The 23606-nt window shown below is 41.4% G+C and carries 27 protein-coding genes; 8 read left to right on the plus strand and 19 right to left on the minus strand.

The features are described 5' to 3' along the window. Positions 1 to 90 precede the first annotated feature (90 nt). From ACM0OY_RS13345 to ACM0OY_RS13365, 5 genes are all read right to left on the minus strand, one after another. Entirely contained in the window at positions 91 to 1653 is a 1563-nt protein-coding gene (locus tag ACM0OY_RS13345; RefSeq protein WP_414569323.1) for a cytochrome P450, read from the minus strand. A gap of 167 nt (positions 1654 to 1820) precedes the next feature. Continuing rightward, positions 1821 to 2462, minus strand: a complete 642-nt coding sequence (locus ACM0OY_RS13350; RefSeq protein ID WP_414569324.1) for a GNAT family N-acetyltransferase — start codon at positions 2460 to 2462, stop codon at positions 1821 to 1823. 261 nt (positions 2463 to 2723) lie between these two features. Continuing rightward, complete coding sequence (locus ACM0OY_RS13355; protein WP_414569325.1) at positions 2724 to 3527, minus strand: PD-(D/E)XK nuclease family protein; 804 nt, start codon at positions 3525 to 3527, stop codon at positions 2724 to 2726. Between the two features lie 59 nt (positions 3528 to 3586). Then, positions 3587 to 3820 (minus strand): hypothetical protein, encoded by a 234-nt coding sequence (locus ACM0OY_RS13360; RefSeq protein ID WP_414569326.1) that lies wholly within the window; start codon positions 3818 to 3820, stop codon positions 3587 to 3589. 115 nt (positions 3821 to 3935) lie between these two features. Continuing rightward, positions 3936 to 4175, minus strand: a complete 240-nt coding sequence (locus tag ACM0OY_RS13365) for a hypothetical protein (protein WP_414569327.1) — start codon at positions 4173 to 4175, stop codon at positions 3936 to 3938. Between the two features lie 635 nt (positions 4176 to 4810). Here ACM0OY_RS13365 and ACM0OY_RS13370 point away from each other — a divergent pair. Further along, positions 4811 to 8362: an NB-ARC domain-containing protein gene (locus ACM0OY_RS13370; protein WP_414569328.1), complete on the plus strand. Its 3552-nt coding sequence runs from the start codon at positions 4811 to 4813 to the stop codon at positions 8360 to 8362. Between the two features lie 63 nt (positions 8363 to 8425). Here the strand turns inward: ACM0OY_RS13370 and ACM0OY_RS13375 are convergent, their stop codons facing one another. Further along, the gene (locus ACM0OY_RS13375; protein WP_414569329.1) at positions 8426 to 8629 is read right to left on the minus strand and encodes a hypothetical protein; all 204 of its coding nucleotides are present in this window, start codon (positions 8627 to 8629) and stop codon (positions 8426 to 8428) included. Between the two features lie 10 nt (positions 8630 to 8639). Next, complete coding sequence (gene def, locus ACM0OY_RS13380) at positions 8640 to 9203, minus strand: peptide deformylase (RefSeq protein ID WP_414569330.1); 564 nt, start codon at positions 9201 to 9203, stop codon at positions 8640 to 8642. A 175-nt stretch (positions 9204 to 9378) separates the two neighbouring features. Between def and ACM0OY_RS13385 the strand changes: the two genes are divergently transcribed. From ACM0OY_RS13385 to ACM0OY_RS13395, 3 genes are read left to right on the plus strand one after another with little or no spacing between them, the layout of a single operon-like run. Beyond that, positions 9379 to 10281: a cell division protein FtsX gene (locus tag ACM0OY_RS13385; RefSeq protein ID WP_414569331.1), complete on the plus strand. Its 903-nt coding sequence runs from the start codon at positions 9379 to 9381 to the stop codon at positions 10279 to 10281. Positions 10282 to 10319: 38 nt separating this feature from the next. Further along, positions 10320 to 11126, plus strand: a complete 807-nt coding sequence (locus ACM0OY_RS13390; RefSeq protein WP_414569332.1) for a DUF3598 family protein — start codon at positions 10320 to 10322, stop codon at positions 11124 to 11126. 40 nt (positions 11127 to 11166) lie between these two features. Then, positions 11167 to 11730 (plus strand): Uma2 family endonuclease, encoded by a 564-nt coding sequence (locus ACM0OY_RS13395; protein WP_414569333.1) that lies wholly within the window; start codon positions 11167 to 11169, stop codon positions 11728 to 11730. Between the two features lie 161 nt (positions 11731 to 11891). Here ACM0OY_RS13395 and ACM0OY_RS13400 read toward each other — a convergent pair whose 3' ends face one another. From ACM0OY_RS13400 to aat, 3 genes are all read right to left on the minus strand, one after another. Further along, the gene (locus ACM0OY_RS13400; protein WP_414569334.1) at positions 11892 to 12110 is read right to left on the minus strand and encodes a type II toxin-antitoxin system HicB family antitoxin; all 219 of its coding nucleotides are present in this window, start codon (positions 12108 to 12110) and stop codon (positions 11892 to 11894) included. Continuing rightward, positions 12107 to 12331 (minus strand): type II toxin-antitoxin system HicA family toxin, encoded by a 225-nt coding sequence (locus tag ACM0OY_RS13405; protein WP_414569335.1) that lies wholly within the window; start codon positions 12329 to 12331, stop codon positions 12107 to 12109. The genes ACM0OY_RS13400 and ACM0OY_RS13405 overlap by 4 nt, the downstream gene beginning before the upstream one ends. A gap of 147 nt (positions 12332 to 12478) precedes the next feature. After that, on the minus strand, positions 12479 to 13054 hold the full coding sequence (gene aat, locus ACM0OY_RS13410) for a leucyl/phenylalanyl-tRNA--protein transferase (RefSeq protein WP_414569336.1): 576 nt from the start codon (positions 13052 to 13054) through the stop codon (positions 12479 to 12481). 86 nt (positions 13055 to 13140) lie between these two features. Here aat and ACM0OY_RS13415 point away from each other — a divergent pair, with 86 nt between their 5' ends. Continuing rightward, complete coding sequence (locus tag ACM0OY_RS13415) at positions 13141 to 13470, plus strand: hypothetical protein (protein ID WP_190875439.1); 330 nt, start codon at positions 13141 to 13143, stop codon at positions 13468 to 13470. Between the two features lie 75 nt (positions 13471 to 13545). On the opposite strand, the gene rpsN is transcribed toward ACM0OY_RS13415, so the two are convergent. The 6 genes from rpsN to ACM0OY_RS13445 form a co-directional block, all read right to left on the minus strand. Continuing rightward, the gene (gene rpsN, locus ACM0OY_RS13420; RefSeq protein ID WP_414569337.1) at positions 13546 to 13848 is read right to left on the minus strand and encodes a 30S ribosomal protein S14; all 303 of its coding nucleotides are present in this window, start codon (positions 13846 to 13848) and stop codon (positions 13546 to 13548) included. Positions 13849 to 14058: 210 nt separating this feature from the next. Beyond that, complete coding sequence (nth, locus tag ACM0OY_RS13425; protein WP_414569338.1) at positions 14059 to 14730, minus strand: endonuclease III; 672 nt, start codon at positions 14728 to 14730, stop codon at positions 14059 to 14061. Positions 14731 to 14753: 23 nt separating this feature from the next. Then, entirely contained in the window at positions 14754 to 15854 is a 1101-nt protein-coding gene (gene rseP, locus ACM0OY_RS13430; protein WP_414569339.1) for an RIP metalloprotease RseP, read from the minus strand. Between the two features lie 172 nt (positions 15855 to 16026). Continuing rightward, positions 16027 to 17307 carry a serine--tRNA ligase gene (gene serS, locus ACM0OY_RS13435; RefSeq protein WP_414569340.1) on the minus strand — a complete coding sequence of 427 codons (1281 nt, stop codon included), beginning with the start codon at positions 17305 to 17307 and terminating at the stop codon, positions 16027 to 16029. A 148-nt stretch (positions 17308 to 17455) separates the two neighbouring features. After that, positions 17456 to 17656 (minus strand): hypothetical protein, encoded by a 201-nt coding sequence (locus tag ACM0OY_RS13440; protein WP_414569341.1) that lies wholly within the window; start codon positions 17654 to 17656, stop codon positions 17456 to 17458. 245 nt (positions 17657 to 17901) lie between these two features. Continuing rightward, a complete protein-coding gene (locus tag ACM0OY_RS13445) occupies positions 17902 to 18480 on the minus strand; it encodes a DUF3611 family protein (protein WP_414569343.1) in 579 nt (192 codons plus the stop codon). Between the two features lie 779 nt (positions 18481 to 19259). On the opposite strand from ACM0OY_RS13445, the gene ACM0OY_RS13450 reads away from it, so the two are divergent. Both ACM0OY_RS13450 and ACM0OY_RS13455 read left to right on the plus strand, forming a co-directional pair. Next, positions 19260 to 19607 (plus strand): PadR family transcriptional regulator, encoded by a 348-nt coding sequence (locus tag ACM0OY_RS13450; protein WP_414569344.1) that lies wholly within the window; start codon positions 19260 to 19262, stop codon positions 19605 to 19607. 52 nt (positions 19608 to 19659) lie between these two features. Beyond that, positions 19660 to 20190: a cofactor assembly of complex C subunit B gene (locus tag ACM0OY_RS13455; RefSeq protein ID WP_414569345.1), complete on the plus strand. Its 531-nt coding sequence runs from the start codon at positions 19660 to 19662 to the stop codon at positions 20188 to 20190. On the opposite strand, the gene ACM0OY_RS13460 is transcribed toward ACM0OY_RS13455, so the two are convergent. Next, entirely contained in the window at positions 20173 to 20451 is a 279-nt protein-coding gene (locus tag ACM0OY_RS13460) for a hypothetical protein (protein ID WP_414569346.1), read from the minus strand. The two genes, ACM0OY_RS13455 and ACM0OY_RS13460, sit on opposite strands and share 18 nt — an antisense overlap. Before the next feature lie 189 nt (positions 20452 to 20640). Then, positions 20641 to 20958, minus strand: a complete 318-nt coding sequence (locus ACM0OY_RS13465) for a DUF3155 domain-containing protein (RefSeq protein WP_414569351.1) — start codon at positions 20956 to 20958, stop codon at positions 20641 to 20643. Between the two features lie 288 nt (positions 20959 to 21246). On the opposite strand from ACM0OY_RS13465, the gene ACM0OY_RS13470 reads away from it, so the two are divergent. After that, positions 21247 to 22596: an ATP-binding protein gene (locus ACM0OY_RS13470; RefSeq protein WP_414569347.1), complete on the plus strand. Its 1350-nt coding sequence runs from the start codon at positions 21247 to 21249 to the stop codon at positions 22594 to 22596. A gap of 41 nt (positions 22597 to 22637) precedes the next feature. On the opposite strand, the gene ACM0OY_RS13475 is transcribed toward ACM0OY_RS13470, so the two are convergent. Continuing rightward, on the minus strand, positions 22638 to 23606 hold a 969-nt coding region (locus tag ACM0OY_RS13475; protein WP_414569348.1), incomplete at its 5' end, for an S-layer homology domain-containing protein.

Genomic DNA, 23606 nt, shown 5'->3' on the forward strand with positions numbered 1-23606 from the left:
TAAACAATAGATTTTTTCACGAATGACTTAGGATTGCTATAGAAATACAGAGAATCCGGACAATAGAAGTAGTACGAAATTCTGAAAGCTTTACTCCCAATTTCTCAACCGAAAGCGCACTGGCATTTTATCAGACGGATAAATTAACAGGTTTTGCTGTAATTCTTCTAGAGAAGAACGACCGTTGACTAACTCCCAATCGAAGTAGCGGAGTAATAATGCTAGCATCAGAGTTCCTTCCAGCATTGATAGATGCTCTCCCAAGCAACGATGAGATCCTGAGCCAAAGTCTATCATTGGCAGTGAACTAGTTTCCTTACTCTTGTCTAACCAACGTTCTGGCAGAAATACCTCCGGATTAGCATAGACTTCTAAATCTCTTCCAGCAGCAAGCATTGACCAAGATACTCTAGTACCGCGAGGAATCACTTTACCCTCAATTACAGTGTCGCGTTGAGCCTCCAATGAAGTCGAGCCTGAGGCAATTGAATAAAGGCGCAATGTCTCCTTGAGAATTGCACTGATATAAGCCAATTCTTTGAAGCTTTCTGTATTAATAGAGCCTTTACTTTGCCAAGCTTGGTCAACGATGTCCTGTGCTTGCTGAAAAACCCTTTGATTTAAGCTCAACTCTCCCACTGCAAAGGATAAAGTATGGGCTGTTGTGTCAGTACCAGCTATTAAGAGTTCAAGAGATTCTGCTATTAATGTTTCACGATTGTATTTTGGTTCTTTAGCAGCGATTTTGACCAACATTGATTCCCGGAACAAAGGACTGACTTGTGGTAAATCGGTCTGGTTTTGTTCTCTCATCTGTAAAGCTAAGTCTACACGGGGAGTCAGAAATTCCTCTAAATATCGCCTTGCTGCCCAATAATCTCGTGAATTCTGAGTTGGCAAATATTTCATCCATGTCTTCTCACCAGTAGCTTGTCGTAGGAACCGATAGCCTATAATAGACATCGCTTCGTACACCTTGGGAACTTCCAGGGGTGGCCCTTCATGACTAGTACTATTTCTATCCACAGGAATGCCTAGTACAAGAGAGGAAATCACCCTCATTGTTAGTTCTACAAACAGAGGATCTACCTCAACTTCTTTTGTTGGTGGAGTTTGTTTTACTGTCTCAATTACTTGTTCGCAGGCTTGGCTAATAATTTCAACATATTTGGAAAGACTGCTAGAACTGAATTCTGGGTTCCAAGCCTTGCGTCGCCACTGCCACTCAGTCCCGGTTTCTCCTATCATAATGGGACCACTGATATCATTCCAAACTTTACGCAATTCCTCAGATCTAATTAAGCTACCATCTCTAATCCCATTGACAATGGTATTTTCGATAACTTTCGGCTTACTTAAAACGACAATTGGAGAACTGCCATTCCAGATAACATACATCGGACCTAGCTCTTTACTCCAATCAAAAATTTGCAGGAATAATTTCTTCTTTTTCACTGCTGCTAATAATTGCGGAAGATTTCCTAACAGCCAATGTTTGGGAGGAGAAGGGAGTAATTGTAACGATTTATATGTGTTCTTTTGTTTCCACCAACGCCAACCCAGTGTTCCCGTTATGCTACTAACGCCTAAGACTGTCGCTAAATATGGAAATGAGGAAGAATAATCAATCTGAGCAGTAATTTCTTGGAACATGAATCCGCCTTGCTTTACCAAAAACTTCAGATTACACAGATACTACCTTATTGTTTCGCAATTGCTTCAGCCTCTTTTGATGCTCGGAAATTAATATGAATAAGATTGAAGATAGTTTTAACTGCTAACTCTTGTACAGACAAGGGTTAATGGCGTTTCTACTCTTATTAAATTGGTGATTGATCTTCGGTGGTTTGAGATTCACTCACTAGGGGATTAAGTAATATTTCATTAGCAGCGCTATCGGGTTTCCGGACGCGAATTGCTGGACGCGATCGCCTGTAACCTGCTCTTTCTGCTTTTTGATGTTCGTAATCAATTAATCTGCCATAATATTCATGTTTACTTAAATTCATCGACAAGAAAATATGCTGGCGGATATTACCAAAACCTTTGCGATTAAAAAACTTTAATGCTGAAGTATTGGTGGGGTCAGTATCTACTAGCATAAACCGCGCCCCATCTTCAATCATGCGGGCAACGACTTTATCAACTAACTTGTCTGCTACTCCCCGACGCTGGAATTTAGGACTAACTCCCAGCCATAAAATGTAACCATAAGTCCAAGATGCTTTGGTAATAATGGTTCCCAAAACAAAGCCTGCTAATTCTCCTTCTCTTTCAGCCACGAGGCAATATTCTGGGTCTGTATTGTAAAGTCCAATTACTTCCCATTCATCCCAAGTCCGGTATAAATAAGGATATAAATCACTGGTAAATAACTCTTCTCCCAGATGATAAATGGGAGCAATGTCGTCTATTCCTAATTCGCGGACATAAATCGCTTCAGTTTCGTCAAAGCTGGACATAAATTTAGAAGTTGTAATTTATTTCTATTAGATGTTTTCGGAATTTTAGCGATATCGACCAAACAAACATTTATTTTATCCAATAAGATCGCTATATTAAATTTGAATAAAAAAAAGCAGATTTACCGAATATAAAACTTTTAACCAAAATGCTTTCAAATGCTTTAGAATCAAAAAAATGACTTGATATTACTTTTTAGCTTTCTACGAGAGTTTAGAGGTATAAGGCATCTATTTTGTCAACACAATCATACGAGAATATCAAAGTGATACTTCTTGAATACTGTCGAGATTCGGCATTGAATCTTTCACTGTTTCTTGTGTGACTGTTGTGCGATCGCACCTTTTAGCAAAATGGCAATAATCACAAGTTTTACTACCCTCTGGCACTTGCGGAAACTGCTTGTTGTGATTTTGGTAATCTTCCAACCAATTAGTTAACTGATTTAACAGTTCATTAAGTTTTTTTGATATTTTTATGTGTTGAGCAGTATTGTAATTAAATTTAATATTTTGCGGTTTACCTTCAGACTGCACAAACCAGTAAGTCATAGAAATATTTTCTGGCGAATACGCGCTAGTTTCAGCCAAAACATACATATAAAGCCGTGTTTGCCAGTTGGATTCTAATTTCCGTTTATGAGGTGGTTTCGGATAAGTTTTCCAGTCAAGAATTTCTGCTTGTTGGTTATCTGCAATTAATAAATCATAGACAACCGTCAACAAATAGTTCTGAACTTGCAGAGTCCGGTAGTGTTCGCTTTCACGAAAAGTTTGATTGTCAGTTGCAGACATTAAAATTTCTGGGGCTGCATCAGCAAAACCAGCCATCCAGCTTTGCAGTTGAGGATCTGCTTGGAGGAAACTATCAATTGGTAAACCCATTTCTCGCTGCTGCATCAACAGGTGGAAGCGACTACCCAAAGTTTGCCGTTCCTCGTGTTCGGGATTTGTAGGCGAATTGAGTTGTTCTAGGTAAGTGTGTTGGAATTTACGCGGACAAGCTTCTAATAAGTTGAGTTGTCCTTGAGACAGTCGTAGTAGTTGAGTGGTAGTTGATAGCATCCTTCTATTGTAGAAGCAATGTATAACAACAACCCACTCCAAATTTAACTCCTATAGAACTATTTTTTACTACCGTCCTCATCGTCATTTAGATCGTTCTGCTTTTCGGAATCTTTAGTTTTTCCTTGGGACTTGATGGAGCCAAAGCTGTAAGCCATAGCTATTTTAACTATGTCAAAATATGCAGGGTGATTCTCTTTGTTAACAATTGCCAAAGAAATTGAGCCTGCCACTAAGATGATTAAAATAGGCGAGAGTGTTTCTTTTAGAGTGTTATTGCTGTTGTTTTGCATGGTAAAATATCCTTTGAAGAAGCCTTTGACTGAAGTAAAAGGTAGCCAAAGGCAATTGATTAAGTTCCAACATGAGATTCGATTCGTACTGTTTTCTAAATCAGGAAGTAAACAATTAACGCCAAGATTCAATAATCATGGCGATCGCAAACAAACAAAACAAAATAACTGCTATCCGAAACAACCATTGCCATAAAACGGCCGATAACAGTATCCCTGCGATGGAGACAGCGCCAAGCACCTTAGATAAAATCAAGGCAATTCCCAAACCAAGCAGAGTAAACAGAAAAAACTTCAGCCCTTTAGTAGCCCAATTAAATAAGCGGTTTTCGTCGTTTTTGAGATTGGTATTCATAGTTTTTGTCCTTTTTTGACAGTTGAATATTGCTAGCCAGCACACACCCCACTATGCCAAGTAGAGAGCAAATAGTTACAACATTGCTCCTAGTAAATTAAGGAAAACTACAGCCATACTCCTAAATCGAGTTAGCTTAGTATTTATAAATGATGAAAATTAAGCTCCTAGATTAATACAGTTGAGTCAAAGAAATTTATGTCTTCAGGCAAGTAGAGAGAAGGTTTATCTGAACTCGAATAACTCTTAAATAAATTGCAATGGCAATCTGGAAATTGATATTAGGTGCTAAATGCTCGTGATGGCGCAGAACGCAGATTACGCGCATCAAACCCTAAAATGCAATTTCCCAAAGACAACATACTTGCCTTTTTGACAATCTTCAAAATCGATGCATTACTCACTAAGTTTCATGGAGTTAACTGTAAACTTACTAAGTTACTCGATGAAGCAGTGTTGAACTCACTATACAAGTAACTTAGTTACTTAGTCAAGGTATAAAGTGAGAAAATTGTCAAAAAAGCACCATAGCACTAGACATTCGTTATAGACAGTTAGCCTAACCGTCCCTTTTGAGAGATTGCTTCCTCACATAGTGAGCTAACATTGGGAGTGTAGTTTGTATTGGTGAGAGCATGAGTGCGATTCCCCAAAACTTTGTTGTGGCTTTAGCCCAAGAACGGGGTGTATCTAGTAGTGAGTTAGAGGTGTTGTTAGGTGTGGTTGAGGACAAATCGCCAAATGCGATCGCCAAAGAATTGAACATTAGCCCGGAGGCAGTACGCAAAAGATTAAGCGAGGTTTATAAAAAATTTCATGTCAACGGTGTTGGCCCGGGAAAACTCACTAAGTTACAGCAAGTGATTGAAAGTGAGTATCGAGCATCTTCAGTTAGTGTGAAATCCATTGCCAGTAAACCTCCAGATTGGGGCGAAGCACCTAGTATCGGTGGTAGCTTTTACGGGCGAGGAGCAGAACTGTCTGGACTCAAGCAATGGATTGTCCAGGATAAATGCCGATTAATAGCACTATTAGGGATGGGAGGAATTGGCAAAACCACATTGTCTGTAAAGTTAGCAGAGGAAGTGCAGTATGATTTTGAATACTTGATTTGGCGATCGCTCCGCAATGCCCTACCTCTCAAAGAACTCTTGGCTAACCTAATCGTATTTTTATCTGATGAAAAAGAAATTGATTTACTAGAAACCGTAGATAGTCAAATAACTTTACTGATTAAATATTTACGAAAACAGCGTTGTCTTTTGGTCTTGGATAATGCCGAGACCATTTTGCAAGGGGGCGACCGTGCCGGTGAATATAGAGAAGGATATGAGGCTTATGGTCAACTACTCAAACGAGTCGGGGAAGAAGCGCATCAAAGTTGTTTAGTATTGACTTCTCGTGAAAAACCCAAAGAGTTTGCTCCTTTAGAGGGAGAGACATCACCAGTCAGAACACTATTATTAGCTGGCTTAGGAGAAATAGAAGGGCAAGAAATTCTTAAGGATAAAGGCATATTTGGCTCAAAGCAAGACTGGGCAAAGTTAGTTGAGAATTATTCAGGGAATCCCTTAGCACTAAAGTTAGTTTCTGAGCCGATTCGGGAGCTATTTGCTGGTGATATCGCCGCTTTTCTTAATGAAGGAGAAATAATTTTTGGTGACACTCGTAATTTATTGGATCAGCAATTTGAACGTTTGTCAGAACCAGAAGCAGAAATTATGTACTGGTTAGCAATTAAGCGTGACTCTGTTTCTTTAGAGAAATTGTTAGATGATATTGTAGGTTTACCAAAAAGACAATTACTAGAAGCGCTAGAATCTTTACGACGGCGATCGTTAATTGAAAGAGGAACAGAAGGAACTAGTTACGTTCCTACTTTCACACTCCAACCTGTAGTGATGGAGTATATGACAGACCGTTTAGTAGAAGATGTTTCTCAAGAAATTGTCGATGATGAAATTACAATATTTAAAAATCATGCTCTAATTGAAGCTACAGCGAAAGATTATATTAGAAATACTCAAATTAATTTAATACTTAAACCCATTTTAAATAGGTTAAACACTATTTTCATAAATCCTAACGATCTCGAAAATAAATTAACACAAATTATATCGAAAATTCGAGATAAATTTCCGCCAGAACCAGGGTATGCAGTTGGAAATATTCTGAATATGCTTTGTCAACTACAGATTGATTTGAGTTGCTATGACTTTTCCCATTTGACTATTTGGCAAGCATACTTACAAAATGTGAATTTGCATGATGTCAATTTTGCTGGCTGCAATCTTGCTAAATCCGTTTTTGCTGAAACCTTGGGTAGTATTTCATCGGTAGCATTTAGCCCTGACGGAAAACTTTTGGCAACGGGTGATGTTGATGGTAAAACTCAGCTATGGCAAGTTGCAGATTGTAAATCACTTTTCACCCTGATGGGGCATAACAGTCCAGTGTGGTCAGTCGCTTTCAGTCCTGACGGTGAAACTCTCGCTAGTGGTAGTGACGACCAAACGGTGAAATTATGGGATGTTCGTAACGGAAAGTCCCTCAAAACCTTGCAAGGGCATACTAATAGGATACGGTCAGTCGCTTTCAGTCCCGATCGCCAAACTTTGGCTAGTGCTAGTGAAGATCGAACAGTGAAATTATGGGATGTTCGTAACGGAAAGTGTCTCAAAACCTTGCAGGGACATACCAGTTGGGTATGGTCAGTCGCCTTCAGTCCTGATGGTCAAATTCTCGCTAGTGGCAGTGATGACCAAACGGTGAAGTTATGGAATATTAGCGACGGCAAGTGCTTCAAAACTTTGCAAGGGCATAGCAATTGGGTACGGTCAGTTGCTTTCAGTCCCAATGGTGAAATTCTTGCTAGTGGTAGTGAAGACCAAACAGTGAAGTTATGGGATGTTAGCCACGGCAAATACCTCAAAACCTTGCCGGGACATGGCAATCGTGTCTGGTCAGTTGCCTTCAGTCCTGATGGTCAAACTCTCGCTAGTGGCAGTGATGACCAAACGGTGAAGTTATGGGATGTTGCTAACGGCAAGTGCCTCAAAACCTTGCAGGGGCATAGCAATCGGGCATGGTCAGTCGCCTTCAGTCCTGATGGTCAAACTCTCGCTAGTGGCAGTAAAGACCAGACGGTGAAGTTATGGAATGTTGGCGACGGGAGATGTTTTAAAACTTTGCAAGGGCATACCGATAGAGTACGGTCAGTTGCTTTCAGTCCTGACAATCAAACTCTGGCTAGTGCTAGTGAAAACCAAACGGTGAAATTATGGGATGTTCGCCACGGGAAGTGTCTCAAAACTTTCCAAGGACATACTAATCGAGTATGGTCAGTTGCTTTCAGTCCTGATGGTGAAACTTTGGCTAGTTGCAGTGAAGACCAAACGGTGAAGTTATGGAATATTAGCGACGGAAACTGCCTCACAACCTTGCAGGGACATACTCATCGAGTGCGGTCAGTTGCTTTCAGTCCTGATGGTGAAACTTTGGCTAGTGGCAGTGACGACCAAACGGTGAAGTTATGGAATATTAGCGACGGAAATTGCCTGCAAACCTTCCAAGGGCATACTAATCGAGTCTGGTCAGTTGCCTTTAGTCCTGATGGTCGAACTTTGGCTAGTGGCAGTGACGACCAGACAGTGAAGTTATGGGATATTCACGAGGGGAAGTGTATCAAAACCTTGGAGGAGCATACAAATTGGGTATGGTCAGTTGCTTTCAGTCCTGATGGTGAAATTCTCGCTAGTGGCAGTGAAGACCAAACGGTGAAGTTATGGAACATTCGTGACGGCAAATGCTTGAAAACTTTACAAGAGTCTACTAATCGGGTAAGGTCAGTTGCCTTCAGTCCTGATGGTGAAACTTTGGCTAGTGGCAGTGAAGACCAGACGGTGAAGTTATGGAATGTCCGTGATGGTAAACGCCTGAAAATCTTGCACGAGCATTCTAGTTGGGTACGGTCAGTTGCCTTTAGTCCTGATGGCCAAACTTTGGCTAGTGGCAGTGAAGATGAGACGATTAAATTGTGGGATATTCAAACCGGTGAGTGCTTAAAAACACTGCGATCGCCAAAACCCTACGAAGGAATGAATATCACTGGGGTGACAGGCTTAACCGCAGCACAGCTAATGACGCTCAAAGCCTTAGGAGCAGTAGAAGATACAGAACAAAAATAAAAGGTAAAAGGATGAATTTAGTATTCTTAGTTCATCCGTTTACCTTTTTTATGTACCTGATGCTTATTTCATGTTAGCCCTTGCGTCCCTCACTGCGGCAAAGAAAAATAATCCTGTGAGTGGAATACTCAATGCGAGGATAATTGCCGTGGTTGTGACACCAAAATCTGGTTGTCCGTAACTGAGTTCAAAAATCGAACCTACACCTGCGATCGCACTTACACAACAACCACCCAGAAACAAACCGCTTTTTGGAGTTAAATACACTACTATTCCCCTATGCTACTGGTTTCACCGCTTGATACGAGAAGCCATTCTTAGATAGTTCCTGCGCCAAAGTCAAGGAATTTTCCACACGGTCTACAAACACCACACCATTAAGGTGATCCATTTCGTGCTGAATGCAGCGTCCCAGCAGGTCATTAGCCTTTAAAGTTTGGGGACGGCCATACTCGTCTTTATAGGCGATTTCCACAACTTCAGGGCGCTTCACATCTAGATATACATTGGGAATACTTAAGCATCCTTCTTGGGCAACCGAGATGTCACGGCTAACTTGTTTAATTGTGGGGTTGATCAACACCAACGGTTGATTCGCTGCGTTGTCTGGTTCCAGGTCAATGACAATTAATTGTTTGTGAATTCCCACTTGGGGTGCAGCCAAACCAATGCCATCTTTACTGTACATAGTTTGCAGCATTTCACGCACCAGTTTGCGGAGTTCGTCATCAACTTTAGAAACCCGCTTTGCAGCTTGACGTAGCACGCGATCGCCTAAATAATGAAGCTCCAAAGGCGGATTTTTTAACTTTTTTTTCTCGACAGCAATTTCAGAAGGCATGAGTCTTGATGGCTAGATGGTGAAAATTCCTACTGCCTTAATTCTATCAAGCTGGGGAATGGGGAGTGGGCAGATGAGGGACATAAGGGAGTGGGGAGTGCTGAATTCACCAATTCTGAGTTATCAATTATAAATTCTGACTTCTGACTTCTAACTTTTTGTACTGGGGTGATTTGTGTTGAAATCTCTCACGAAACTTGACTATCTGCTCAAAGAAACTTTCCTTGGCTTACTGCGGGGAGGTTGGATGAATTGGGCAGCTGTCAGTACTGTGACCGTATTGTTATTTTTATTCGGCTTGAGTTTGCAAACTTCTTGGCAAGTCGAAAAACTTCTCTACCAGTTCGGTAGCCAGCTAGAAGTATCAGTTTATCTCGAACCGGATATGCAAGTTCAAAGCATTGAGCCACTGATAGCAAAAATGCCGCAGGTAACAGCGATACAAACAATTACTAAGGAGGAAGCCTGGAATAAGTTAGTCAAGGAAATGAGAATTTCGGATATTGAGGGTGTCACTCAGCAGCTAGGTGAAAATCCTTTGGTTGATGAGATCAAGGTGAAAGCGCGTAACTCTCAAGTCGTACCAACTTTAGCAACCCAGTTGGCTAAGTTACAGGGAGTTGATACCGTGCAGTATATCGATGAAGCAGTCAAACGCATTGCCCAGTTACACCGGGGTTTGAACTGGGTTACTTTAACAATTACAATTATTTTGACTGTAACAGCGATCGCTGTGACTACCACCACAATTCGCCTGATTGTCATGGCGCGACGCCAGGAAATTGAGATTATGCAACTAGTGGGAGCAACTTCTGTCTGGATTTACCTGCCCTTCATTTTACAAGGAATTGCTTTTGGTTTAGTTGGTGGTGCGATCGCTTGGAGTTTTATTTCTGTGATTCAACAGTTTCTCGGTAAATTGCTAGCCACTCAACCAGAGTTTATCCAAGTAATCACCAACGGAATACAACTCACCCCAGCCCAAATTTTATTATTGCCCCTAATTCTCTTGAGCTTCGGTGCCACGGTAGGATTAATGGGAAGCTTATTTGCTGTTAGACGTTTTGCTAAAGGATAGTCATTGGGCATGGGTAGAAGAGAAAGGACGAAATCGTTATGAAATCACAATGGGAATGTTTTTTAGAAAATCTTGGTGTTTGGGAAGGTTCATTCACTAATTTTTCTCCCCAAGGTACACTTTTGAGCGATACTCCTAGCCGCCTTTCCCTAGAACAATTGAATGGTAGCCAGAAAGTGCGCCTAACTCTGAGTCGTTCGGGACAAGATTTAATCAGAGAATTTAGTTCTGTCGGAGGAGGTTTGCTGTTTTTTGAAAATGGTTCGTTTTCTGAAGGTTTAATTCAGTTAGGGCCATTTTCAGAATTCGGTGGAGAACTCGCTTTTGTTCGTGAAAATCGCCGCTTGCGTCTGGTGCAACTATTTGATAAGACAGGTAATCTCAGTGGACTAACCCTAATTCGAGAACATCTAGCTGGAACCCCAACAGCAGAACGTCCACCTTTGCAGTTAGATGACTTGTTGGGAGAATGGCAAGGTCAAGCAGTGACAATGTATCGAGATTTGCGTTCGCCTGACACTTACTCTACAACTCTAAAATTACAATTAGATAATACTGGGCGATTAATTCAAAGTACTTCTTTTGCAGAACGCACAATTACCTCAACTGCTACTATTAAAGGTTCCATCATTCTCTTTGATGAAAATCCTGAAAAACAGATACAAGTATTAATGTTACCTGATGGCGCTTCTGCAACTTCACCATTAAAAGTGCAATTACGTCAACCTTTATTTTTAGAAACCGGTTGGTTAATCCAACCAAACCTCCGCCAACGGATGATTCGCAGCTATAACGAGAAAGGCGAATGGGTTAGCCTGACATTAGTTACCGAACAAAAGGTGTAAGGGTTTGGATGGCTGATGAGTTACTTTAAGGAAACCTCCAATGGTACAAACCCCTGCTAAATCTCTTACTCTCGCTGAATTTCTCGATTTACCAGAGACAAAACCTGCAAGTGAATATATTGATGGGCGTATTATCCAAAAACCAATGCCACAAGGAGAACACAGCGCAATTCAGACTGAGTTAGCACCTGCAATTAATTTAATCGTAAAACCGAAAAAAATTGCACGGGCTTTCTGCGAACTTCGCTGCACATTTGGAAATCGCTCAATTGTGCCTGATATTTCTGTGTTTATGTGGGACAGAATTCCTCGTCAAGAGAATGGTGGGATTGCTAACGTCTTCTCAATTGCCCCAGATTGGACAATTGAAATTCTATCTCCCGATCAAAGTCAAACTAAAGTTATCAAGAATATTCTGCATTGTCTCAAGTATGGAACTCAGATGGGATGGCTGATCGATCCTAAAGAAAAATCTGTGTTTGTTTACTTGCCAAATCAGGCAACTAATGTTTATGAAGAACTAGAAACAAAGTTACCAGTCCCGGAATTTGCGAAAGATTTCAGCTTAACAGTAGAAGGTTTATTTAGTTGGTTGCTCGAGTGATTGCAGTTAGGCTGTTTACTCACTAATGATATTAGAGATAATCGAGCGATCGCTCTATTCATCTGAGATAAATTATATTGCTTATTCAACACTCCATACTTCGTCAAACGCACGTACCAGTAAACATTTACTTTGTAAATTCAAAAATGTTGGAATAATAATCAGGCAATTTGTAGCGTGCTGGGTTCAGGAATAGATTCACCTTCTAATTGCCAAGCTTCCAAGTACATTTCAATTACTTCTTCGCCATTATGAATAGCTTCTTCACGAGTTTTGCCGTGAGTGCAGGGCATAATAACGCGATCGCTAAACTCTGGAATAGTGACTAGAAAAAGCCGATCTTCATTAGACCATTGAATAATCATACTGTATTGATTCATAAATTGTCGTCCTCTCTTAACTCTTGGAGTTCAGTTAATAACTTTGCTAACTGCTTTTCCAGGTATAGCGGCACATCATCTCCATCCTTACCTGAAATTGTTAGTGTTTTTCTAAGCAAAGGATGTCGCCAACGTTCATGACTACCTTTGCCACGCTTAGGAAGATAAACGAATCCTTCACGTAAAATTTGTGCTTTTAATTCCCGAATTTTTCTGGGCATGAATTTTATTTACTTTTCTATCCTATGCTTTCTCAGAAATAACCTATGTATTGGCATCAAAAAGCTAGTGTATCAAGTGCCCATTACAATTTGGCTTCAACATTATTCTTATACAGCAGAAAAAACTATGTTAAAAAGTTTAAAATCTTATACCAAGTTACAACGACGGTGCAATGCTTTGTTAAGTAAAGCTTGATATTCTTCATCTCCAACCCGATAAGCACCAAATCTTTCCAAGTGCGGATTCATCATTTGGGCATCAAAAAATACAAATTTTCTCTGACGCAATCTTTCTACCAACTTAACCATCGCTACCTTTGAACCATCGGGAATCTCGTAAAACATGGATTCGCCAATGAAAGCACCACCAATAACAATTCCCAAAATTCCCCCAGCTAGTTCGTCACCTTGCCAAGTTTCAAAACTATAAGCGTAACCAGTCTGGTAAAGTAGCCAGTAAATATCTTGCAATTCTGGTGAAATCCAAGTTTCTTCGCGGTTAGCACAGCCAGCCACCACGGCTTGAAAATCCCGATTAATCGCCACACTAAAACGTTCTTGATTGAGGACGCGCTGCAAAGACTTGGGATAGCGAAACCTCTCATCCAAGGGTATAAAAGTCCGATCGCGACTTCCGTACCAACTCAGGCGATCGCTATCATCAGCCATGAGAAAATAGCCTTGAGCATAACCTTGAACAATAGCAGCGATATCATATTGCATAAATATAAAAAATACAAAAAGAACGCAATTTGATACTAACAATCATTCTCTGCGTTCCCCTGTAATCCCCTCTGCGTATAAAAAATATGACTGAACCAATTCCACCCATTACCCTACCACGTCCTGAAAATCCGCAACTTGAAGGTGAATGGTTGCGAGAACGTCTGCTGCGGTGGCTGGATACAGAATTTATCCCAGAAGCAGTTAACCAAAAGATTGCTCAACGAGCCGCACAGATTTTTGTGCGTCAACGGATGGAAGGAGAAAACGACCTTGGTTCTCTGGTAATTGCCATTGTCACAGAGATGCAGTCGTATGATTTTTCCAATAGCTTTTATGGAGAGTTTGCGATCGCCAACGCCGTTAGCGATCTACTCTTAGAAAGTCTGGGAATTGATAAGTGTTGCGGTCAATAATTTTTGTCCTTTGTCATTTGTCCTTTGTCATTTGTAAATACTAATGACCAATGACCAATGACTAATGACTCTTGACTACCAACTAGACTTCACGACTCCAGGCAAAAGACCTTCATGCGCCCATTCCCGCAGCACATTTCGAGACAGTCCAAAATCCCGGTAAACACCTCTAGAACGACCAGTCAACCAGCAACGGTTACGGCGGCGGTTGGGCGCACTGTTCCGTGGTAGCTGTTGAATTTGCCGATGGATTTCTAGCTTGTCAAGGGGAGACTCTGCACTTTTGAACTCTTCTAAAAGAGCTTCACGCTTGTCAGCATATTTTTCTACCAATCTGGCGCGTTTTTTCTCGCGCTCAATCATGCTCTTTTTTGCCATATATTCTCTAACTCAATTTAAAGACAGCATTTTCCATTCTACAGTCTTCTTTTCAATTCTAGGATACTTGTGTTCCCCAGTAGTCTGTCAACTTGAAATTCATAGATATGGAAGAGGACGTGGGGACACGGGGATAAGAAGAGTTTTGTCTTAACGTCCCCGCGTCTCCCCCTCTTTGCGTCCCCGCGTCTTTTCTCTATCTGACCAACACTACCCTACAACTACTGGCTTATTTGCAGCAGGACATAAATCCGCAAGTTCACAAGCAACGCAGACGGGAGAACGCGCTTTACAAATAGCACGGCCGTGATAAATCAGCCGAATTGACCAATTTTCCCAATCTGGTTGCGGCAATAAAAGCATTAAATCTTTTTCAATCCGAATCGGGTCTGTATACTCAGTTAAACCCAAACGTTGACTCAGGCGGCTAACGTGAGTATCTACAGTCACGCCAGCATTAATGCCATAAGCGTGAGCGAGGACTACATTTGCTGTTTTCCGCGCCACACCTGGAAGTTTTAACAACTGTTCCATTTGGTTGGGAACAACAGAGTCAAACTCGGTGACAATCATCCGACAGGCAGCTTGAATATTCTTGGCTTTATTGCGATAAAATCCTGTGGAACGCACCAAGTTTTCTAAGTCTGCTAAGTCGGCGATCGCTAAACTCGCTGCATCAGGAAACTGACTAAATAATCCTGGCGTCACTTTATTTACTCGCTCATCAGTACACTGAGCCGAGAGAATCGTTGCCACCAACAATTGTACTGGTGTTGAGTAGTTCAAAGAGCAAGTAGCATCTGGATAAAGACGCTTCAGGCGAGAGAGAATTTCTACCGCCCGTTGCTTTAAAGATAAAACTTTCTTTTCCTTAGTCCCCACTCCCTACTCCCCATTCTCTACTTTCACTGAAGCAATTTTTGTACCCACTCCAATTGACTAGTTAATTGGGTAGTTTCTTTAACTATCAGAAAAATCCCTAGTCCTAAGAGTAGCACCAAACCAGTTTGCATTACACCTTCTTGAATCCGAGCAGGCACAGGTTTACCGCGCAAACCTTCAATTAAGAGAAAAGCGAGTTGTCCGCCATCCAAAGCTGGTAAAGGCAAAATGTTAATAATAGCCAAATTAATGCTGATAATTGCTGCAAAAGATAACAAATTTGTGCTATTGTCAGCAGCCAATTGTGCGCCTATTTTGACAATATTAACTGGGCCAGAAACTTGTCCTACAGTTTGTTGAAAATTGGTGATTAACTGACCAAAACCGCTGAGTGTTCCCACAAATAATTGTTGAAACCTGTTAGCGGCAATACCGAAAATTTCAAAAGGACTATTAGGACGACGATAAACTGCTGTAGCATTTGGACTAAGTGCCACACCTACTACACCTTTGCCATCTGCTCCTAGTTTTGGTGTTAATTTCAGGGATTGTTGTTGATTTTCGCGCTGAATTTTGAGTTCGATTTGCTGATTGGGATGAGTTTGAATTTCTTTTGTCAGCAAAGTGGTTGATTTATCAGAAGCGGGAAGTTCCTGACCGTTGACAGCCAGAATAATATCTCCTTCTCTAACTCCTGCTTGGTAGGCAATGGATTCTTGATTAACAGGCTGTACGATGACACCAGCTTTGTAGTTTAATTTCTCAGGAATACCCACAATACCCAATTGCAGAGCCAGTACTAAATAGGCAAATATTAAATTTGCGATCACTCCCGCACTGATGACGATCGCCCGGTCTAAAATTGGACGGTTACGCAGCAGATTTGGGTCATTGGGTGGAACATCGCTATCGGGGTCATCATCCGGGAAGCCCACAAAGCCACCCAAGGGAAAAGCACGGACAGCATATTCGGTTTGTGAACCTTGGTACTTAAAAAGAACTGGGCCAAAACCCAAAGAAAAACGGTTAACGAGAATGCCTTGAGAACGTGCTGCAACAAAATGTCCCAACTCGTGTACCAAGATCAGAACAGCCAAGACTGCGATCGCTGCTAAAACTGACATAGAGCAAATTAGTGAAGATATTAAGCTATGGTTATCTCCATTCTAATTGGGCATTGGGCATTGGGCATGGGGAGCAGAGGGGGCAGGGGAAAAGGTTAAAGGTTAAAGGGAAAAGGAATAAATTTAATCTTTCCCTTTTTCCCCTTACCCCTTTCCCTTTTCCCATGCTTAATTACAGTACTTCACGCCCCAAGAAAGGTTGCAATGCTTCTGGTATCCTCACTGTCCCATCGGGTTGTTGATAATTCTCCAAAATTGCTGCCATCGTTCGTCCCACTGCTAAGCCCGAACCATTGAGAGTATGCACAAACTGAGTACCTTTCTTTCCAGCTTCTTTGAAACGAATATCAGCCCGTCGCGCCTGAAAATCGATAATATTAGAACAACTGGAAATTTCGCGGTATTTGCCAGCAGAAGGCAACCAAACCTCTAAATCATAGGTTTTGGTAGAAGAAAATCCTAAATCCCCAGTACTGAGATTTACTACTCGATAAGGCAACTGCAAAGCCTGTAAAATTGCTTCTGCATTCCCCACCAATTTTTCCAGTTCATCAAAAGAACTGCTGGGTTCGACAAATTTCACCAGTTCCACTTTGTTGAATTGATGCAGCCGAATTAAACCCCGCATATCGCGCCCATAACTACCAGCTTCCCGACGAAAACAGGGAGTATAAGCACAGTGGTAAATAGGCAAATCTTCAGCAGCGAGAATTTCGCCCCGATAGAGGTTAGTCAATGGGACTTCCGCTGTGGGAATCAGCCACAAGTCGTCATCAGCGCACTTAAAGCTTTCTTCTGCAAACTTAGGTAACTGACCGGTCGCCGTCAAAGAGTCAGTATTCACCAATAGCGGTGGACTAACTTCTACATACCCACCTTGGGTATGGACACTCAGCATAAAGTGAATTAATGCCCTTTCCAGTGCTGCGCCAGCGCCTATCAATGTTACAAACCGACTTTGGGCAACTTTCACAGCTCGCTCAACATTGAGAATACCTAATTTTTCAGCTATTTCCCAATGAGGAAGAATATTCGGGTTTTGGGGAATATACTCATCACCCCAACGCCTCACTTCTACGTTATCTTCTTCACTTTTACCAAAGGGTGTAGAGTCGCTTGGTAAGTTGGGAAGTGCCAACACAAGCTGGGCAATTTCAGCTTTGAGGTTTTTTTCTTGGGGTTCCAGTTCGCTCAATCTAGCTTTAACAGAGTTACCTTCATTCCGCAAAGCTTGAATTTCTGAGTCTTGAGCATCGATACCAGATTTCAGCTTTTGGCCGACAATTTTACCAATTTCGTTGCTACGGGCTTGGAGTTGACTACGTGTCCCCTCTAACTCCCGTTGTTGCCGGTCTAACTGTAATATCGGTTCAATGTCGTATTTACCACTACGACTGTTCAATCGTTCTTGAACTAATTGCGGATTTTCCCGTATTTGCTTGATATCCAGCACAGATTTTTCTCAGTTTTTAGCCTATTATCTTCCTGCCAACACCCCAGCATATACTGATTTTGCCTTGCAATGAACAGAAAAGCAAACATAAAAATTTTGCCCTGCCAATCTTGCCAGGGCGAAAAAAGTTTCAAATGTCAATTTAGTATTAATCCTCTGATTTTCTAGACTCCGGAGTACTCGCGGGTGAAGGTAGCCAATAGGCAAGTACACCTGATAAACCACTCCAGTACACTGACTGGTTTTGGTTATTCTGGCGATCAATAAATATTAGGGAACTACACAATCCAATCATTAAGGTACTAAAAAACACTTGTATACCAAATTTCCAAATTTCTAGTTTTTTCATAGTGTAAGACTTCCAATCCAGATTCATTTCATCTGATAACAGTTCTGATATCACCTTTTAGGTGGATGTTAATATGAGCAACTGATGTTAGTCTTCACGTTGTATTTTGAAAATTTCGGAAAAGCACTACGAACACATTTTAATTATTTGCTATATAACCTCCCAAAAAGAGGGGAAATTTACACAAAAAATCAGTCAAAATAAGTATAGATTTTTGGCTAAATTTTTGCTCTGAATTTGTCTTTCTACGGTTTATTGATGCGATTAAGTAGCCAAAGTGACGCTACAAGCCCTGCAAAGTGCGCTGAGACAGTGTTAGTGTTTGCCTGTACAACAAGCATATCTAGACCGCTAATAATTCGAGTTGGGTCAAAAAATTGGGTAGTTATCGCTTGGGGAGATATAGATCTTGCTACCAGCGTACCAACGATCGCCTGCGCCCCCAAAAGAGTCACCAGCGTTCCTCCTAAATTCACCCACAGTCCTAAGCGTAATACTTGCACAGTCTCGCTTTTACGAGGGCGGTTGCTAGGATTGGAAGATTCCAATTGCTTGCCAATTCTGGTGTAACGGTAAGCTAAGTAAATGCCCACGCCTAAAATAACCAATCCACAAACTGCTAAAAATACGCCAAAGCCAGTCCCAGGATTATTACTAGGGCTGCCAGTTCTTTGACTAAAGATACCGAACAGCAGCACAATTATGCCAGAAACAACACCTAGTACTAGCTGAATCCAAAAGCTAATCCAACCTGCAAGGCGAAAGGTTTGGGCAATTGCCCGGAGATTAGAAGAAGACGATGGGGCATCGGGAGTTTGTGACATATAGTGAATCACCAATGTGCTAGGTGCTTTTAAGGGAAGTGGGGAGATGGAGGGTAGAGGAGCAGAGGTCTATGGTAGAACCCCTAACACAGGACGGGGGAGTAGAGGGGCAAAAATAACTCCTTACCAGAACAACGGAAACGTCTCCGGTTCTGCTCAAAAGTCAACATTCCCAATGTCCCATACGCATTTAAAGTGTTAGAACTTCTCCCACTATGTTCCTTTTCTTTCCCCTCCCCTTTGGCTCTTTTTGATAAATTTACTATCACATTTACCAGATACCACAAGAGGATCTCAACCCTAGAAAATTATTAATAGTTACTACCCAGGTATGTTTACAAAAGTAGCAGTTTGAACATAAACATATTCTTTAGCTTCAGTTTTTAAAATTTGCATTGGGAAAATCACTGTAAAAAAAAGTGTTTATTAAGTTTTACAGACAAAATAGCATTTTACCTGTAAAATTTCTTCGATGGCATCTTATTGCTTAAGCAGTTCTAATAAACTCGGCATCGCTTAACACCAAAACAGTGACTTCCCCACTGTCTGTTCCCTCCTCACCATACCTGATTTAGCTTGGGTAGGAGAATACTATCCTATACCCTGAAACTCACAAACCAGTTCCACAACTTCAAAGGCGTGGGCAATCATTTGGTGTTTTCGCTTTGGAAATTTAGCTTAAGTAGCTTTATATATTACTCATCTAAGAGTAGCACTATATACTGACTACGAGGATTGTAGACCTTACCCTAAGGCATTTTTTTAGCCATTCACTAACCATGAAACTTGAGGATATATATCAATTCTTTGAAAATCCTCCGCCAACTTACCTTTGTCAGGAATTAGCAGTTTGTTACATACTGTCTATTTTGTTAGAAGGTGAATCCTACGGCACCGAGTTAATCCAACGATTAGAAACTGAATATCCCACCCATAGGCTTTCCGATACTGTACTTTACAGTGCAATCAAGTTTCTGGAAGACGAAAGGGCAATCAATGGATATTGGAAAAAACTCGAAGGACGGGGACGCCCCAGGCGGATGTACCAAGTTTCTCCAGAATGGCAAGTTCAAGCGCAGAATTTAGCTTTTCTTTGGCAAGACTACATCAACGGGCGAACAAAGTAACGAATAATTGATAATGAATAAGTCTCCTCCAGTCAAACAATAACAATTAGTTATGGATACTCCTATTCTGCCATCTACGTTGCTGCTCACCTTGTTGTTATCGGTTGGGCTGTTTTTCTTTATTCGTGCTTCAACTAAAGACCGCACAGAAACAGCACACTTAGTATCCGAACAAGACGAAGCCGCTTTCATGTCTCAATTAAGAGAGTATTTTCGATCGCGGTCTTACCGAGTGGCAGCGGTAGACCGAGAACAAAACCAAGTGACTTTTGAAGGTAATGTTCGCCCTAGCTGGTTCTTAGCTATATTTCTCACCCTACTGTCAGCTACTGGTATTGTTTGTCTCTCACTAGTGGTGTACCTACTTTTTCCTAGCTTTAGTAGCTTAATTCTTGCTATGGTACTGCTCTCACCTTTGAGTGGTGTGTTTTATTGGAAAAAATCTGGAAGACTTGAGAAGGTGTTGCTCAAGGTAGAAACAACTCAGAGCGAACAAACCCCCTCAAGTAAGGTTACTGTAGTTGCCCATCGAGATGAACTCACTGAGTTACGGAGGACTCTACAGTTAAAGGCTGGTAAATAATTGTTGGTTTTTATGACCATCTCTTAACTTATGAGGTATTCCCTTTATGACCTGACCTACTCTGAAGGCAATGAAAAGTAGTAAGGAGGAAATCAAAACTGCTGCTTTGCCAATTTTATCCATAACTCCCGTTGTGAGTAAAAATCTGAATTGATTGATTTCAATTCGTTGACAGAGCTTGCCTTCCAATCTATTGGATAAGAGCGCAACTTCACTAGCGCTTTTTGATGCGCTTGGCTCTATATCCACTCCTTTATACATCTTTCAAGCAAGTACCAAGCCATGCAAGCTAGCGTGGTTTGACACGTATTGCCTTTTCAAGTGCCCAGAATAGGCTGACTGGCAAATCACCTACAAACTAAAAAAAAATTAAATTTTGCATAAACTTAGCAACTTTGCCAGTTAATTAATAGTCAGGGACCACATTCAATGCTTGAGATGACCAATTTTTCATCGAGCAGTTAAAGCAAGGGGTTCTTGACCTGGAGGAGTTTCTAAAGTCCTCAGGCTGGGAAACAAGAAATGGTTTTCCTCTACGTATTGAGCACCAAACAGTCCCTTTTCTGCCCAAAAATAACGGTCTGTGGTGTGTTCGTTTCGCTTTACGAGTAGCAATGCTGGTGGCAATATCCCTTCAGCTTGAATGAACCTTCTCGCTGCTGTCACAGGTTTTTCTTCGCCACTTTCGATGCTATATTGAGGCACATGTTCCAGAATGCGCCGTCCTTCCTGACGACGACGACTTTTTCTTTTGCGTCTCCTTGCCAACCTATTGTCCTCCTCTTTCAAGCTATAGATTGTAGTGATAGCTACAAAATCCGTCGTCATTATAGAAGTTCTAGTTCAAAAAATCAATAGTTTTTTAACTTTTGATCCAATTAAAATTAATATCTTTAGAGGTATAGATAAAACAAAACTTTCTAACGATAATAATTCGCTGGTACAAAACATCACTCAGAAGATTTCAGCTAAGCTGTATTAAAAGAATGAGGTAAAAACTAACTATCCTCTCTTAATGATGCCTCAAAATCTGTAATCTTGAGCAAGAGCTAAAAAATGTTAATGTCTGCCAGTTCTGATTTTCTTGCTTTGTGCCGGGAGCAAATAGCACTGCTGGCCCAAGGGCTGGGAGCAACTTTAAGTATTGTGTACCTAACACAAGAATTGGTAGAGACTCCCTCTGGTGAGGCAAAACTGATTCCTGTGATGATTTACCCGGAAACAGCATTATTACCGCAAACAGAGGAAACTGCCGGCACAGTACCTAAGCAGCTTCAAGTTGGTAATGTATTGGTATTACCTAATCATCACCAAAGGTTATTAACACCAGGATCGGAATCTTCAAATTCCTCATGGGAGTCTGAGATACCAGATGCATCCCAACCTTATTTACAAGAGGAATATCTACTAAGTGGTAACCAAATTGTTTTACCTCTGGTCTATGAGGGTGTGATGATGGGGTTGCTAGTAACTGGTAGGAAAGACCGAGAATGGAATGAACACGAGCAAAGTCAGATTCAACGCATAGCCCAAACACTGGCGATCGCTTGCATTTTAGATCAGCGACGAGCATGGTTACAACATCAGCTGCACGAACAACAAATTCTTCAAGAAAAACAGCAGGATTTGTTAGATAACCTGTTACATCAGTTTCGTAACCCATTAACAGCGTTACGGACTTTTGGGAAACTTTTGTTGAAGCGACTCAAACCAGCAGACACTAATCGGGATGTAGCAAATAGCATAGTGCGAGAAAGCGATCGCCTCCAAGAATTACTACAACAATTTGAGCAAGTAATTGATTTGACACAGGCAGATTTAGCACCACTGCATCTACCTGATGAAGTATTTCTAGAAGCAACTGTGCAAAAAGATGTGAAGCCGCCTCTATTATTGCCAGGAACCGGAGATAAAACAGTTGACTGCTCGTTAGCAGATATATTAGAACCATTATTAATATCAGCTAAAGCCATAGCACAAGAGCGCAAACTTAGACTAATAACCGAATTTAAATACAATTTACCCCTAGTACGTGCCAACATCAAAGCATTACGAGAAGTGTTAAATAACATCATCGATAATGCATTGAAATACACTCCTGCTGGTGGTAAGATTTTGATTCAAGGTGGGCAACAAAAAGGTAATTTTCAAGGAATTGTCATCAATGACAATGGCCCTGGCATTCCACCCGAAGATTTAGAGCATCTTGGAGAACGCCATTACCGGGGCGTACAGGCGCAAACGGAAATCCCCGGTACAGGTTTGGGGCTAGCGATCGCTAAACAGTTAATAGAACAAATGCAGGGCGAAATCGAGGTTTTCAGCCCTGCAATTAACTCTAAATTAACTTCACCCAATAGACCGGGAACTACATTTATTATTTGGTTACCGGAAGTTGAGAATTAGTCATTTGTCATTTGTCATTCACCAATGCCCAATGTCAATAACTATCTAAGTGAAACCAACAAGTTTTGATTGATTGTCATTTGTAAATCGGTATCTGGGTCAATTGCTATTAAGTCAACACTATTTCTACCGAAGAATAGACCAATCAACGCCCCGATACCAGCACCACCCAAAACTTCTTCTGTGGCAATGGCGCGATCGCCTGTGACGGCAGATACCGCAGCGGCGGCTCCTGCACCCAACACGGTATTCTGAATGATTGATCCAGTACTAGTACCCTTTTTAACGGTTTCAGTCTTAGTAATCACTTCAGAACTTGCGTTAAGTTGATATTCTTGACCTGTGGTCAAAACCAGTTTTTCAGCAACGAATTGAGAACCGCCTGTAGCAGGTTTGAGTTGGCCAATAACTTGGCTACCAGCAGGAATCACTACAGATCCTTCTTGGGTAACCACGCTTTGGGATACTGTCAGTGTCAAAGGTGCTGTTTCGTCCTTGGTGACCAGAATTTTTTCTGCCTTGTCATACTTGACAGGGATAGCAGTTCCTTGAGGAATTGTCACAGCTACAGGTGTTGGGGTCGTAGTCCCAAGAGCTACGATGTAGGGTGAGTTAATTGCTGAGGCTTGATTAGAACTAACCAATGCTTGGTAAATAAAAGCTGCTACTTGGGCACGAGTGGCGGTTGCAGTTGGATTCAGGAACTTCACATTAGGATAGTTCACCACAATTTGCTTCTCAGTCGCTGCTGCAATCGGGCTACGGGCGTAGCTAGCAATGTTAGAGGCATCGTTGAAGTATTGCAGAGTGCTTTCGGTATTACCGCTGGGACTATATTCCAGACCATTAGCGAGGGAAACTAAAACCTGTTGGCGGGGAATAGCTTGGTTAGGCTCAAAGCGATTGCCGGGATATCCTGATAAAAAACCAATGGTATAAGCTTGCTGAATGGCGCTAAGTAAGTCGGCACGAAAAAACCAAACTATGTAAAGATAAATAAATACGGAGAA

It is taken from the genome of Nostoc sp. CCY 9925 (assembly GCF_963920935.1).
Lineage (GTDB): Bacteria > Cyanobacteriota > Cyanobacteriia > Cyanobacteriales > Nostocaceae > Nostoc.

Bases quoted from the DNA above. Each gene is read 5' to 3' on its own strand.
- aat (WP_414569336.1), bottom strand. From the start codon at position 13,054: ATGCAATATGATATCGCTGCTATTGTTCAAGGTTATGCTCAAGGCTAT.
- def (WP_414569330.1), bottom strand. From the start codon at position 9,203: ATGCCTTCTGAAATTGCTGTCGAGAAAAAAAAGTTAAAAAATCCGCCT.
- ACM0OY_RS13390 (WP_414569332.1), top strand. From the start codon at position 10,320: ATGAAATCACAATGGGAATGTTTTTTAGAAAATCTTGGTGTTTGGGAA.
- ACM0OY_RS13400 (WP_414569334.1), bottom strand. From the start codon at position 12,110: ATGAATCAATACAGTATGATTATTCAATGGTCTAATGAAGATCGGCTT.
- rpsN (WP_414569337.1), bottom strand. From the start codon at position 13,848: ATGGCAAAAAAGAGCATGATTGAGCGCGAGAAAAAACGCGCCAGATTG.
- ACM0OY_RS13455 (WP_414569345.1), top strand. From the start codon at position 19,660: ATGGATACTCCTATTCTGCCATCTACGTTGCTGCTCACCTTGTTGTTA.
- ACM0OY_RS13365 (WP_414569327.1), bottom strand. From the start codon at position 4,175: ATGAATACCAATCTCAAAAACGACGAAAACCGCTTATTTAATTGGGCT.
- ACM0OY_RS13395 (WP_414569333.1), top strand. From the start codon at position 11,167: ATGGTACAAACCCCTGCTAAATCTCTTACTCTCGCTGAATTTCTCGAT.
- ACM0OY_RS13350 (WP_414569324.1), bottom strand. From the start codon at position 2,462: ATGTCCAGCTTTGACGAAACTGAAGCGATTTATGTCCGCGAATTAGGA.
- ACM0OY_RS13370 (WP_414569328.1), top strand. From the start codon at position 4,811: ATGAGTGCGATTCCCCAAAACTTTGTTGTGGCTTTAGCCCAAGAACGG.
- ACM0OY_RS13440 (WP_414569341.1), bottom strand. From the start codon at position 17,656: ATGAAAAAACTAGAAATTTGGAAATTTGGTATACAAGTGTTTTTTAGT.
- ACM0OY_RS13450 (WP_414569344.1), top strand. From the start codon at position 19,260: ATGAAACTTGAGGATATATATCAATTCTTTGAAAATCCTCCGCCAACT.
- rseP (WP_414569339.1), bottom strand. From the start codon at position 15,854: ATGTCAGTTTTAGCAGCGATCGCAGTCTTGGCTGTTCTGATCTTGGTA.
- ACM0OY_RS13355 (WP_414569325.1), bottom strand. From the start codon at position 3,527: ATGCTATCAACTACCACTCAACTACTACGACTGTCTCAAGGACAACTC.
- ACM0OY_RS13415 (WP_190875439.1), top strand. From the start codon at position 13,141: ATGACTGAACCAATTCCACCCATTACCCTACCACGTCCTGAAAATCCG.
- ACM0OY_RS13470 (WP_414569347.1), top strand. From the start codon at position 21,247: ATGTTAATGTCTGCCAGTTCTGATTTTCTTGCTTTGTGCCGGGAGCAA.
- ACM0OY_RS13405 (WP_414569335.1), bottom strand. From the start codon at position 12,331: ATGCCCAGAAAAATTCGGGAATTAAAAGCACAAATTTTACGTGAAGGA.
- ACM0OY_RS13460 (WP_414569346.1), bottom strand. From the start codon at position 20,451: ATGTATAAAGGAGTGGATATAGAGCCAAGCGCATCAAAAAGCGCTAGT.
- ACM0OY_RS13345 (WP_414569323.1), bottom strand. From the start codon at position 1,653: ATGTTCCAAGAAATTACTGCTCAGATTGATTATTCTTCCTCATTTCCA.
- ACM0OY_RS13445 (WP_414569343.1), bottom strand. From the start codon at position 18,480: ATGTCACAAACTCCCGATGCCCCATCGTCTTCTTCTAATCTCCGGGCA.
- ACM0OY_RS13360 (WP_414569326.1), bottom strand. From the start codon at position 3,820: ATGCAAAACAACAGCAATAACACTCTAAAAGAAACACTCTCGCCTATT.